The sequence below is a fragment of the Nitrospira sp. Ecomares 2.1 genome, from assembly GCF_965152585.1.
Genome location: NZ_OZ224219.1, coordinates 156,807 through 170,163, shown reverse-complemented (window position 1 = coordinate 170,163; position 13,357 = coordinate 156,807). Strand labels below are relative to the sequence as shown.

Below are 13,357 nucleotides of genomic sequence, written 5' to 3'. Positions count from 1 at the left end.
AGTTCAATCAAAAATATGGTGAGATTTGGCGGGCTAGTGGAATTTTTGACAGGATCCCTCATGAGGCTGGTTGTAGGCCTGGTCCATTAGAAAGACCCTTGGTTTTGAATATGAGAACGTCAAAGGTACTCCCCAAGCTAGTAGGCCCAGTGAGCACATCAATCTCTTCTTGATCAGATTCCCTATCACCTGCTGAGCCTTTATAATCCAGAATTCCAAGATTGCGCAGCCATCTTCCTTGCGGGATAAGCCCATCCACTTCAAAACCGACCTCTTCTGCAAGGAAACAAGCAGCGGTATAATCCACATCAGCCGTCAAATCTTGTTGGCCCACAGCAAAAAACTGGTCGTATATTTGTCTCTGGTGATAGTAAGAACGAAGAGTCCCGTTTCTATGTCGATGTGAATATAAATTTTTCGCACAATCGCCATAATCGATAAAAATCACATACCCTGGATCCACAACTTTCCATATGCTTTTAAGGAATGGTTTCAACTCCAGACAAATTTCTGCGACTTGCCCTCGCCCAAGCTGCACCCTCTCGCCACTCAACCGCTCTGCTAAAGCCATGGTTGAAAGAGGCCTCGGTTGCTCACAAAACTCTCCATCCTCATCCAGGTCCACATACAATTCCAAAACTTCCTCATGTCCCATTCCCATCACACGATGAACGGGCAATGCATCAAGCACTTCATTTCCGAATACAAATGTCGGTTTTGGGGGTAAAGATTCAATATTTTGGATGGCCTGCAATCCTCTTTGCTGTTGGTTGGCTCGCAACCCTTGGCTTGGTTCTAGAACTACGTATTCATGATCGTTTTCAAGACAAGCCATTATATTGCTCCCTAACTGACCTGTTCCTCCACCTAATTCCAAGACCCGTAGGGGAACATCTACCGCCTTCTCTGCATACGTGATGGCTTTGGCAATGGCATATCCAAAGGCCGGAAATCTTGCATTGGTGTCAAACGGCCCATCAGGACTCCCAATTTTGGGTGCCTTTGCATAAAACCCCATATTTTCATCATATAAGGCCGCAGCCATAAAGTCCCTGAAGGTTATTGGCCCTTGCGTTCGAATCTTGCCCTTCAAGGCGTTGCCAAGTTCCGTATCAATCCGGTTCAAGGCATGTCCAGGCTAATTTGTTGATGGTCAGAATTAAAAGAATCATGGAATGAGGAGTAGATAGGTCATAAAAATTATGCGAGGGAAAGTGGCCATACAAAAAAAGGGTGCCATTGCTGGCACCCTTTTCCTAAGTATTCAAACCGACAAAAAGTAAATTACTTAATTACAGTCGATTTAGCCCCAGCTGGATTCGGAGTAATTTTGTTGATCGGGCCTTCAACTTCAGGCAAACGACCGGCACCAGCCGACTTTTGGATCCGAGCCCGATTTGGATCATTAACATCATTCATAGCAGCTTTGCTGCCAAATCCTTGAGAAGACAACAGACTCGTCTCTCCTCCTGCATTCGTTTGACCAGGATCATTGGCGGTAGCTTGACCCGTCACTGGAGACTTCCCAGCAGCCGGATACCCCGGGTGAGCTGGTAACAACCCTGGATTGGCAAAGGCCATTGATAGGGCGAAGGTGCTAGCACCCACCGTTCCAAGAAAAATTCCAATCCCTTTCATAAGACCGCTCCTTTGTTGGTTATGACTGGTTAACAATAGAAAATGGTCTGGATATGTACATGCCCTAATTTATTCAGATAGAAAAGGCGATCTTATTCAGATTGGCCGGTAGTGTCAAGTTTACTCAACCAAAATGGAAAAATTTGCGAAATGCCGTCGCTTCAGGGACTTACTTTTTCAATTAAACCGGACGGCGAGGCCGATACGGAGTTCTCGGTCGTGGGGCTGGCATGAGAATAGTGACGGTCGTTCCCTTATCTGGCTCACTAGCGATACTAATCTGCCCCTGGTGCTCTTCAACGACTTTTTTCACGGTCGCCAAACCCAACCCGGTCCCTGATCGCTTTGTGGTGAAATAGGGTTCAAACACCTTATCCACAAACTCGGCTGGAATGGGCACTCCATCATTGGCAATAATTATCTGAAGTTCCGGCTTTCGAGCCCGGGTGAGCATGACTTCCACCCGTAAATGACCTCCCGGAGACATGGCTTCAATGGCATTTTTGAAAATACACAGGAATACATGTTGCATTTTCACTTCATCCCACCGGACTTGGGCTAACCGAGCCGGCACCTTTTTGATAACCTCAATGCGATTTACACGAATGTCCGTCGACACCAATGAAAAAGCCTTATCCAATAGATCCTGAACCCGGCACATCTTTCGGTCAAGTTCCAAGGGTTTGGCAAAATCTAGAATTTCATTCAACACGGTTTCAATACGAATCATATCCCGCATGGCACTTTCCACCCGGGTTTGCGAATCGAAATCTAGGTCGGCGTCAGTCGTAATTTCTTCTAGTTGAGCCCTGATAAACCCGATAGGTTCACGAATTTCTGTGGCCAAAAACGAACTCACTTCATGGAGTGCGGCACGTCGCTCTTCCTTACGCACATCCCCTCCCTCCGGTGGAGCAACAATCACCTGCCCCTTGAGTACAGGTTTTTCCGGTTGAACCGGGGCGACATCCATGACGGAAAGGTGACACGATGGGTCTTCAAACAATTCCACCAATTTGGTCGTAATGGCATCGAGACTTTTGGAATCGCTCCCAGTTTGATCAAAATTATTAGGAGTTTTTGACGCTAACGTGACGGTACCCGCCACTCGTCCCCTGACGTAAAAAGGAACGACGATTGTCGACGCGAAGCGATCACGATACAGCTGCTTATAGTCATGAAACCGCCCTTGGGTCGAAGCCAGATTATTGTCACAGCGAGGCTTTCGATGGCGAACAGACCACCCGGACGCCGAATCATCTAGAGAGAGAAGCTGCCCCGGGGTCACATCCCGTTTCTGGGTTCCGAATACACCCAACACTTCCAGCGTCGCGGCAAGAGGGTCATAAATGCTGACCCAGCCACGATCAAAAGACAGGCCCCCATCCACGTCTTCTGTCAAAATACTCCCTATCCGCTCTTGAACCTCCGCAGTTGAATAGGTTCGAGCCACCGTGGCATGACCCTCTTCCACAGCCAATGACACAGGTTCATTACCCACGAATGGCTTACTCAAAATCAGTGAAGAACCAAATAGCCCCGCTTTCTTTAATTCTGTAGAAATATGCGAGACATTGGTTGAGAGAGTCGTCTTTTCCCTTTTGGTCAGCGCGGAGTTTTCTCTCCTGGCCAGCACCAGCGTGCCATATACCCGGCCCCCAAACTTTAGCGGTAGGACTAACGCGACCTTGCTCCCAGGAGTGACCATGCGAACTCTGAGTACGCTCTCCAACTCCCCGCCACCCCCGTTACGGACAGCGACACTTTTCAAATCCTCCATTGAAAGCGCACGAAGAATTGCGCGGACTTCCCTTGGAGAAAACCCCCGGGAAACCTGCTCGACTAATGGTCCACCATCATGAGTCATAATCGCAACTAAGACCGCTTCCATCCCGACCTCATTAACCACAGAGGTCAGAATCTTTTGAAGGGTACTTTGTTGCTTGGCTGCTAGTGTGGGTTCAAGACGATTGGACATGCATGCGTTTCCTCTCAGAATATTTGCGCACAATGACAGTGTGGGATATGCCGATGGTTAAGGGGAAAAGGTTCTTTCCCAAACCCTCTATATATTCCTAAATCTCTCATCAACGCCAGAATGGAACCTCCAAGTGGTTGTCCCGTTAATTAATATGGCGAATTTTTCGACCGGATGAAGGATGAGTGACAATTTCGATTCGGCCTTGCTCGGAAATCCAGAGATTTAATACTCCACTGACCAAACTAATAATGAGCGCGCCACCCACCGCTGGCCAAAATCCTGAGATAATGAATCCCTTGACCAGGATTGAGACTAGATAAAGGAGAAATCCATTGATGAGAAGCATGAACAGCCCCAACGTAACGAAAATAAATGGAGCTGAAAGCAGATAAAGCACGGGGCGGATGATGGCATTAAGAAAGGCGAGGATAATCACTGCCGCGATCCCCGACGCTACCCCCGTGATTTCAATGCCTGGGATAATCTGGCTTGCCAACAAAACCGCAAACCCCGTGATCCCGCAACGAATAAGAAAACCCTTCATGGCTGCATCATACCGGCCCTGCGGTCGTGGCCTCAAGCCGTGGCCACCAATAGTAGGGAACACCTCTTTGGGACAGGGGATTCATTCTGAAGATTCCTTGACTCTGTAAGCGAACAATCCTCGCCACAAAGTATTAAGAAGAACCGCAGTCAGGGGTACAAAAATAAAGCTTCCCACGATACCCATCAGCATTTCACCAATCCAGAAGGTCATCCCCAAGTTAAAGGCCAGGACACCGTAATAAAGGCCAATTCCTAGTATCAATTCCCATTTCACTACCATTCGGGGAATGGGGTCTGTGGCATTTGTGCCCCGCTCCATCAAGCGGTAGCCGAGAAGGGAGAGAAATCCGACCACGGCCCATCCTGCAAAATTCGCGAGGGGAACACCAAAATAAATCCCCTCCTGGTGGTAACCGTAAATATTTCCCAGAAACCATCGTTCACCCTGAAGGGCTACTGGATCAATCACCACATCCGAAAAGGTAAATAACACCACCGTTAATCCCACAACAGGCCATGAGTTTCTTAATTCCGGATCGAATAGCCATCCCTGTTGGTTCACCCCTTTTGCAGGAGTTAACACGAAAATGAGAGCCAGGCAGTAACTGGCATATAATAAAAATGAGAATGAGATGGAGTCCATGAACGGGATATTAGAAAGATACAACTCATGGTCCTGGGTTGAACCCGTATAAAAATAATCGCCAAAGGGGATCCCGATCCGGGTCGAGGCATATTCACAAATAAAAGCAATTGCCCACGTGAGGCCAAAAAATCTGCCGGCCCGCCGCCATCCTAAAAGCTGTTGTCCGCTATATAGGGAGACCCCTAAAAAGACAAAGACATAGGGCCTGAGTATGAACGTGTTTGTGAGAAGATAAACGTATTCCAAAGCTTAGATTTGTCGATGGGAAATGGCTAAAACTTGAGAAGGGGGATCAGGCATATCCATGTTGGCGAAACCACTCTACCGCCTTATTCAAAGCCGTTTCCACGGACGTTTGGGGAAGAGCCAACTCCTGGCGCGCTTTCGTGCAATCATAATGCATGTGATATTTGGCCATCCGCACCCCTTCCAAAGGAATCCTTGGTGAACGATGGGTCACCAAATTGGCAACCCACTGATTCAGATGCGCTAGGGGAAGCACCAGCCTCCAAGGCAATCGAAGACGTGGAGCAGGCACTCCGGTTAGTCGACTGAGTATTTGACACACTTCTTTCAGTGTAAGATTCTGATTGCCCAAAATATACCGCTCCCCCACTCGCCCGCACTCCATCGCCCTGATATGCCCGATGGCCACATCCTCAACATCCACCAAATTCATCCCGGTTTCTATATACGCCAACATTCGACCACGCATAAAATCCACAATAATTTGGCCGGTTGGAGTGGGCTTGACGTCCCGTTCCCCCACTGGGGCCGTTGGATTGACAATAACCACAGGCAATCCCTCTTGAGCCATACGGAGGACCTCTTGCTCTGCCAAAAACTTAGATCTCTTATAATCCCCTGCCAGTTGGGCCAACGTTGGAAAGAGCGTTTCATTCCCAAGGCCTCGTTGATCGGGCAACCCGATCGCACCAATCGTACTCGTGTAGACGATTCGTTGAACACCTGCCTCACTTGCGGCACGAAACAAATTTTTGGTCCCTTCGACATTGATGGCATAAAAAACAGAAGGGTTTTGATCCCACAACGCATAATGCGCCGCCACGTGATAGAGCCCTTCGCAGCCGGCAATGGCTTTCTTGAGGGACAAGTAATCCTGCAAATCCCCATAAACGGTTTCGACTGGTAACCCTTCAAGATTTTTCAGATTGCTGGTGGGTCGAACCAGGACACGGACCTCATCGCCTTTCGCAACAACTGCCCGTGTCACCGCAGCCCCAATGAAGCCGGAAGAACCTGTAATGAGTACTTTCATAAAATTCGGGTGTTGCCAAGGAGTTTAATAGCAACCCAACATGACCTACACCGACAAAACTGTTGTAAATGAGAAGGGTTGGGAAAAAACCTAAAGTCGCTTCAAGACCGTCGCGCCATTATATAGGTGGCAATGTCTCGTAGGGGGTCGGCCTGCTTATCAAAGGCATCTAATCGGGTTATCGCCCGCTTGACACATTCCTCTCCCAGTTGCCTGGCACCTTCAACCCCAAAAAAAGAGGGATAGGTCTGCTTCCCTCTTCTTTCATCAGTCCCTGCGTCCTTTCCCAATTCCTCCCGTGTCCCCACCATATCCAACACATCATCGGCAATCTGAAAAGCCAGCCCAATATCCTCTGAATAGTCCGTTAGGCACTGCATTTGCTGTGTCTTGGCCTCACCAATAATACCGCCGATCCGCACTGCAGCGCGAATCAGACGTCCCGTTTTACAGGTGTGGATTTGCTGGAGGTGAGGTAAGTCAATCTCCTGGTTTTCGGCCTGAATATCCATTACCTGCCCCCCCACCATTCCCTGATGCCCAGAACCATGTGCCAGTTCCCGCACAATGTCTAACTGCTGAGCAGCAGAGAAAGCCTCTGTGCCATCAACTTGACTGCATAACTCAAACGCCATGGTCAACAATGCATCTCCTGCCAATATCGCCATACCATCACCAAAAACTTTGTGGTTGGTTAATCGGCCTCGCCGATAGTCATCGTTATCCATCGCCGGGAGATCATCATGAATAAGAGAATACGTATGAACGAACTCCAAGGAAGCGGCGAACGGCAACATGGCATCGCGGTCATATCCCAGGGCTTGGGCAGTGGCAATGGTCAAAATCGGACGAATGCGTTTACCTCCACCCAGGAGGCTATATCGCATGGATTCATACAGTCGTTGAGGATGGACCGAAAGCAGAGGGACGCTCCGCTCCAGAAACTGGTCAACCCGTTGGCGCTGCTGGTCTAAGTAGGCTTGAATGTTCACAAAGGAACGAATAGACGCTGTGGAAGGATAGAAAAAATAGTTCGTGACCCTATCAAATGGATTTTTGGAGTGTCAAATGATGTGTCTATAACTTGGGAGCATAAGCTCAGGAAACGGTTCCCAAAAAACTTCTTCATTGTTTTCACCTGAATTACTCAGTATACTTTTGTGCCATGAGCATTCGAAACCGAGCCGGAGATTGGGAACCCCTTTTGTTGGGTATTGAACCCGAAATGTGCGGGGTGTGTCACGAAGGCCTATACCGGAACCTTACCATGCTCCGTGGAGGATGGTCCCGTTGCAGCATTTGTGAACATTTCGTCCATTATAGTTGTCTGGCCAGCGGGAAGGTTTCCTATCTGAAAAGACGCCCGCGTGTGTGCAAAACTTGTGCGGACCAGCAGACTTTCACCCAACCTGCCATGTCCACGCCTTCGGTGCCTGCCGAAGTCAAATAATGGAACATCCAGGGCTTTCAACCCGACCTGCTATGGGTTCTCCTCGACTCTCGGCATCATTTCTCCATTTTTTTCTGGCTCCCATCCTCTGCGCATTTAGTGGCTTTCATACTGCCAGCTATCTCTTCGTCGGTCTCTACACGTGGCCTCGAACCAGTCGGGTATTTGTCCTGACCATTGGTATGCTTATTTTTTCCTATGAATTCATTTATAAAAACCAGTCCTCACCTCCTACTTCCACATGGAAATATTCTTCCTTTGAATCGGTCTTCTATACCTGTGCTGTTCCCTATATAATAGGAGCAGGAACACTCTTGGTCCTTGCGGGCCTGTGAGAATAGGGCAGCTTTTCTGCCAATACCCTTGAACCTGTATTGATCTGCACTTCTAGAGAGGATCCAACCATGAAAAATGTGGAATTGACTGTCAATGGAACCATGCTAACTATTACGGTAGACCTGTCGAAGGATTTTGGTCCTTCTTCATCTGGGAAAACGACGATCATTGCCTCAACCGAAGGCAATGTTTCGATTCCCGATCGAGAAGAAAAAATCGGGCTGAATATTTACAAGAAAAAATCCTAGACTTTTTCAGCAAGCTCGGCTTTTAGAATCTTCTAGTAACACCTGCCCTGTCCACGATTCCTTGACTTTCATCACGGCTTGCGGAGTACCCTCCGCCACCACACATCCTCCTTGATCTCCACCTTCCGGCCCCAAATCAATGACCCAATCCGCGTTCTGAATCACATCCACATTATGCTCAATCACGAGGACCGTATTCCCCGTCTCCACTAACCGGTCAAGCACATCCAACAACCGTTGAATATCTACAAAATGTAGTCCCGTCGTCGGTTCATCCAGAATATAGAGCGTACGACCAGTGGGTCGTTTCGAGAGCTCCTTGGAAAGCTTGACCCGCTGGGCTTCTCCCCCGGACAAAGTGGTCGCCGATTGCCCGAGTTTAATGTAATGCAGACCCACATCTGATAAAGTTTGCAGTCGAATCCGCAGTGGCGGAATGTTCACGAAAAACTCCAGGGCTTCAGCCACGGTCATGTTTAAGACATCTGCGATTGTTCGCCCCCTGTAGGTCACATCCAAGGTTTCGCGATTGTACCGTTGGCCATTACAGGCCTCACAGGTTACATAAATATCTGGGAGAAAATGCATTTCAATTTTTATGAGGCCATCACCCTGACAAGCCTCGCATCGCCCACCCTTGACATTGAAACTGTAGCGGCCTGGCTTGTAGCCTCGCACTCGAGACTCCGGTAATTGCGCGAACAGATCACGAATAAAACTAAAGAGGCCGGTATAGGTGGCGGGATTCGAACGCGGGGTCCGTCCAATTGGGGACTGATCAATATCAATAAGTTTATCCAGCTGATCAAGCCCACGTATTTCCCGGCATCCCTCAAACACCGGCTTCTTCTGGGAAAAACCCTGTCCCAGCGACCGGAACAACACATCTACGACCAAAGTGCTTTTTCCGGATCCTGACACACCGGTGACACAGGTCAAGAGGCCCAATGGAAAATTTACGGTCAGATCCCGAAGATTGTGCTTTTCCGCGCCCACGACGGTCAAAAATCCTTTGGCGAGCCGTGCACGATGAGGCAAGGAAACTCGGCGACTCCCTTTTAGATATTGTCCGGTCAGGGAGGTGGGGTGAGCCATTACCACCGCGGGAGATCCATGGGCAACTAATTCTCCACCCTCCACGCCAGCTCCTGGCCCTAAATCCAATACATAATCGGCAGCGCGCATGGTCTCGGCGTCGTGCTCCACCACCACGACAGTATTCCCCATATCACGCAATCGTAACAACGTTTTGAGTAACCGTCGGTGATCCCGCTGATGCAACCCGATACTGGGTTCATCCAGAATATACAACACACCTACCAATCCCGATCCGATTTGCGTGGCCAATCGAATCCGTTGCCCTTCCCCTCCGGACAAAGTGGCAGAGGGACGATCTAGCGTGAGGTAGCCCAATCCGACGTTGAGTAAAAACTCCAGCCTCTCCCGAATCTCTTTCAGCACTCGCTCCCCAATCATCTGTTCGCGATCAGTGAGGTTCAACGCATTCATAAATGCCAAGGTATTCCGCACAGACAGATGCGTCAGTTCAGCAATAGACTGCCCTCCAATTTTTATGGCAAGGCTTTCCTTCTTCAGTCGGCCTCCGCCACACTTCTCACATGGGGTATCGAAGGTCCATTCCTCCCAATCCGAATGAGTTGAAGCTTCATACCCAATCCCATCGCATCCATCACAAGCACCATGGGGACTGTTAAATGAAAAAATTCTTGGGGAAATTTCTGAATAGCTGACACCACACTGAATACATGCCAGGTGTTCGCTATAGACACGGACTTGATCATCTTCTGTCAGCACCCCAACGAGGCCGTGCGCCAACTTGAGGGCCGTTTCTACCGAATCTGCCAAACGACGCGACACCCCGGGCTCTGACTTGACGATGAGTCGATCAATCACAATCTCTATTGTATGTTTACGTTGTTTATGTAAATGAATAGACTCCCCGAGATCCCGAATGGCTCCATCAATGCGAGCCCGAACAAATCCTGCCTTGCGAGCTGCCAATAATTCCTTGCGATATTCGCCTTTGCGTCCTCGCACAATGGGTGCCAGAATATGGATTTTTGTGCCTAGAGGAAGCCCGTGAATGGCATCCACCATTTGTTGGACCGTTTGCGCTGCAATGGCATTCCCACAGAGGTAGCAAAAGGGCTGGCCGATTCTGGCAAACAACAGACGAAAATAATCATAGATCTCTGTCACCGTCCCCACCGTGGAACGGGGATTGTGACTTGTGGTCTTTTGTTCGATGGAAATGGCAGGTGAAAGCCCTTCAATGGAATCCACATCAGGTTTCGTCATTTGATCAAGGAATTGCCTGGCATAGGCGGAGAGTGATTCGACGTATCGCCGCTGGCCTTCAGCATAAACCGTGTCAAATGCCAAAGACGACTTACCTGATCCACTTAGGCCCGTAATTACCACCAACTGATCCCGAGGAAACTCCAGGTCGAGATTCTTGAGGTTATGTTGACGAGCGCCCCTAATCACGATTGAGTTGTTCATGGGAGGCGAGTATATCATACGAATCCCCTTGACTGTGGCTTCTCTTTGAACAATGGAATTGACCCTTACACAAAAGGTCGGATACAATCTGGCAGGCTTCATGTATCATTTTGAATAGACGGAATCGTATTCTTTTCCCCAACCTTACTTTCATTTCCCTTGATGAGGAATTTCATGAAGAATCTGAAAACAGCATGTATCTTGACTGCCACTATTATTCTGACGAGTCTTTTTTCGCTTGCTCCACCAGCATGGGCCGCCAAATACGAACTCACCCGAAACAGCATTGAGGATGCCAAGGATGTGGATGCCGGAGACATTTCCCTATTCCGCGTAAAACTCGGAGATGCTGAAGCTATCGCCGTTGAAGCCCTCGTGGAAGCAAGGATTTCTGGCGTTCGGGCAGAGCAAGAAGGTACCTTTATTCTTCTTTGGGACAAGGAAAATCCAACTGGTGCAATGGCAGGAGTCCGTATCACGGACGGGAAAGTAGATTTAATTTTTATAAACAATCGGTTTGCCCATAAAGTCCGTGGGATTTTCCGACACATCCTCGGGGCCAAATCCACAAAAGAAATCCGTGACCTGCTGGGACCAGAGGATTTCCCCAATGAAACACTAATGGGCGCCAAACTCTTGTATGAAAAGCAAGGGTTTCTCGTGAATTTCCTTGAACGGCAAGTAAATGTTGAATTCTGTCTTGGCTGTCAGGATCTATTTTCAGGATTCTAGGAACCCTGTTGGGGGCTGCAGTTTCATCTCACTTCCTAAGTCTCAATCTGCTTTCAATTTTTAAGTCATTTCCCAAAGGAGGAATTCGTCCTCCCTCTTCTGTTTTCCCAACGTCGTCAAGAATGCCGTTCTTTTAATTTTTCTGTTTAGACTGATTCCCTTTATGGACGACCGAATTCTTACCACCCATCTCATAGAAGAAGAGCAAGGCCTTGAGGGGACTCTTAGGCCTCAACGCTTAACGGAATATATCGGACAGGAGCGGATGAAAGAATCGCTTCGGGTCTGTATTGACGCGGCGACGGGAAGAGGAGAAGCCTTAGACCATGCCATTTTCTATGGGCCTCCGGGATTGGGTAAAACCACCATCGCTCACATCATCGCCAAAGAAATGGGAGGCACGATTCGTTCTACCTCCGGGCTGGTGCTCACCCATGCGGGAGACCTAGCCGCCATTTTGGCTAATCTTCAACCACGGGATGTTCTGTTTATCGATGAAATTCATCGATTACCGCCAGCAGCCGAAGAGGTCTTATATCCCGCCATGGAGGATTACCAAATCGATTTGGTGATTGGACAGGGCCCCTCACTGCGCACCATGAAATTAGATCTCCCGCCTTTTACACTCATTGGAGCCACCACACGAGCGGGCTCACTCACCTCTCCTCTGCGAGAACGCTTTGGACTAGTTTATCGATTGGATTATTATTTACCTGAAGAGCTGCAGGTCATCATTGTGCGTTCCGCTAGACTGCTCGGCGTCCACATTGATGATGAGGGGGCAGGGGAAATTTCCTGCCGGGCTCGTGGGACTCCCCGTATTGCTAATCGGTTAATCAAGCGTGTGCGTGACTTCGCGGAAGTCAAAGCCCAAGGACGTATCACGAGATCGGTCGCACAGGAAGCTTTACAATGGCTAGGCGTCGACCATGCGGGCTTTGATGAAATGGACCGCAAAATACTATTGACCATAATTAAAAAGTTTAAAGGGGGACCGGTTGGCATCGACGCCTTGGCCGCAGCGATCCAAGAAGAAAAATCCACCATAGAAGATGTGTACGAACCTTTTCTACTTCAATCCGGATATCTGGATCGAACGGCCCGAGGCCGACAAATCACCTCAAAAGCTTTGCAACATTTTGGAGAAAATCCTAATCTCTTTTCGATGGGCATCTGACCAGATCTTCCCTCCTACCTTTAATCTATACAACTTTCACTTTCCCTCTCCCACGTTTGTAAAAAAATAACCGACCCCTCCCTCCCCTTCCTTTGCTGTATTGACGGTATCCGAAAAATAATCGGTATAGTAGGGAAAACTGACAAACAGGCCATGAGTCAGATGAAATGAACCTGTTCTGTCTTATCCATTTATACGAAAGTGAGGGGATTTCCTAATGAATATACGCGCCTTATCATCAATTTATTTTTTTTACAGAAAGACCTCCCTATCATTGAAGTATTTATCCCTGAGGAATGTCGTTTTTCTGGTCCTTTTCTGTTCCCTGAGCCTGGTAAACTCAGTCTCGGCAAATGAACTACATATCGAGTTTGGGAATTCCTGGGTGGAAGATGGCTACATTTTCCATGTGGACATTCAATTACCGCCCTACAATGTTTATTGTACAACATCTGGGAGAGGGTACATTGGCTTTAACGTGTATTATGAAGACACGAGAAGCCTGGAAGGAGAGTGGGCCTTTGGTATCGCTCCGTGGCCTGAGGGGCCTGCATCTGATTCCAAAGTGGGGTCACATATGACTGCTGTGGCTCCTCAAGTATATTGCACCAGTTTTTCCCCTTGTACAATTGAGAATATTCAAATCGTAAAGGCTTGGTGCCCACCACTAGAAGGAGAAAGTTTCTATGCACAATAAATCTTCACCATCCTTTGTCTTCCCAGAAACACCCATCTATTTTCATGCTACATAAAAACATTTAGTAAATACATTATAAGAAAACCTGTCTATTCCACAGCAGG

At 48.4% G+C, this 13,357-nt stretch carries 11 protein-coding genes; 3 read left to right on the top strand and 8 right to left on the bottom strand.

From position 1 onward, the window contains the following. Positions 1–58 precede the first annotated feature (58 nt). The 7 genes from ACWHYD_RS00775 to ACWHYD_RS00745 form a co-directional block, all read right to left on the bottom strand. A complete protein-coding gene (locus ACWHYD_RS00775; RefSeq protein ID WP_447964040.1) occupies positions 59–1,126 on the bottom strand; it encodes an SAM-dependent methyltransferase in 1,068 nt (355 codons plus the stop codon). Between the two features lie 158 nt (positions 1,127–1,284). Next, complete coding sequence (locus ACWHYD_RS00770; protein WP_447964039.1) at positions 1,285–1,638, bottom strand: hypothetical protein; 354 nt, start codon at positions 1,636–1,638, stop codon at positions 1,285–1,287. 181 nt (positions 1,639–1,819) lie between these two features. Beyond that, positions 1,820–3,616 carry an ATP-binding protein gene (locus ACWHYD_RS00765; protein WP_447964038.1) on the bottom strand — a complete coding sequence of 599 codons (1,797 nt, stop codon included), beginning with the start codon at positions 3,614–3,616 and terminating at the stop codon, positions 1,820–1,822. Positions 3,617–3,761: 145 nt separating this feature from the next. Further along, positions 3,762–4,163, bottom strand: a complete 402-nt coding sequence (locus ACWHYD_RS00760; protein ID WP_447964037.1) for a phage holin family protein — start codon at positions 4,161–4,163, stop codon at positions 3,762–3,764. An 81-nt stretch (positions 4,164–4,244) separates the two neighbouring features. Then, on the bottom strand, positions 4,245–5,057 hold the full coding sequence (locus ACWHYD_RS00755; RefSeq protein ID WP_447964036.1) for a carotenoid biosynthesis protein: 813 nt from the start codon (positions 5,055–5,057) through the stop codon (positions 4,245–4,247). A 46-nt stretch (positions 5,058–5,103) separates the two neighbouring features. Then, the gene (hpnA, locus tag ACWHYD_RS00750; RefSeq protein ID WP_447964035.1) at positions 5,104–6,090 is read right to left on the bottom strand and encodes a hopanoid-associated sugar epimerase; all 987 of its coding nucleotides are present in this window, start codon (positions 6,088–6,090) and stop codon (positions 5,104–5,106) included. Positions 6,091–6,191: 101 nt separating this feature from the next. After that, positions 6,192–7,082 (bottom strand): polyprenyl synthetase family protein, encoded by an 891-nt coding sequence (locus ACWHYD_RS00745; protein WP_447964034.1) that lies wholly within the window; start codon positions 7,080–7,082, stop codon positions 6,192–6,194. Between the two features lie 862 nt (positions 7,083–7,944). Here ACWHYD_RS00745 and ACWHYD_RS00740 point away from each other — a divergent pair. After that, the gene (locus tag ACWHYD_RS00740; RefSeq protein WP_447964033.1) at positions 7,945–8,124 is read left to right on the top strand and encodes a hypothetical protein; all 180 of its coding nucleotides are present in this window, start codon (positions 7,945–7,947) and stop codon (positions 8,122–8,124) included. Positions 8,125–8,130: 6 nt separating this feature from the next. Here ACWHYD_RS00740 and uvrA read toward each other — a convergent pair whose 3' ends face one another. Then, positions 8,131–10,647: an excinuclease ABC subunit UvrA gene (uvrA, locus tag ACWHYD_RS00735; RefSeq protein WP_447964032.1), complete on the bottom strand. Its 2,517-nt coding sequence runs from the start codon at positions 10,645–10,647 to the stop codon at positions 8,131–8,133. 174 nt (positions 10,648–10,821) lie between these two features. Between uvrA and ACWHYD_RS00730 the strand changes: the two genes are divergently transcribed. Then, positions 10,822–11,379 carry a hypothetical protein gene (locus tag ACWHYD_RS00730; RefSeq protein WP_447964031.1) on the top strand — a complete coding sequence of 186 codons (558 nt, stop codon included), beginning with the start codon at positions 10,822–10,824 and terminating at the stop codon, positions 11,377–11,379. A 163-nt stretch (positions 11,380–11,542) separates the two neighbouring features. Beyond that, entirely contained in the window at positions 11,543–12,556 is a 1,014-nt protein-coding gene (gene ruvB / locus ACWHYD_RS00725; RefSeq protein ID WP_447964030.1) for a Holliday junction branch migration DNA helicase RuvB, read from the top strand. The last annotated feature ends 801 nt before the right edge of the window (positions 12,557–13,357 follow it).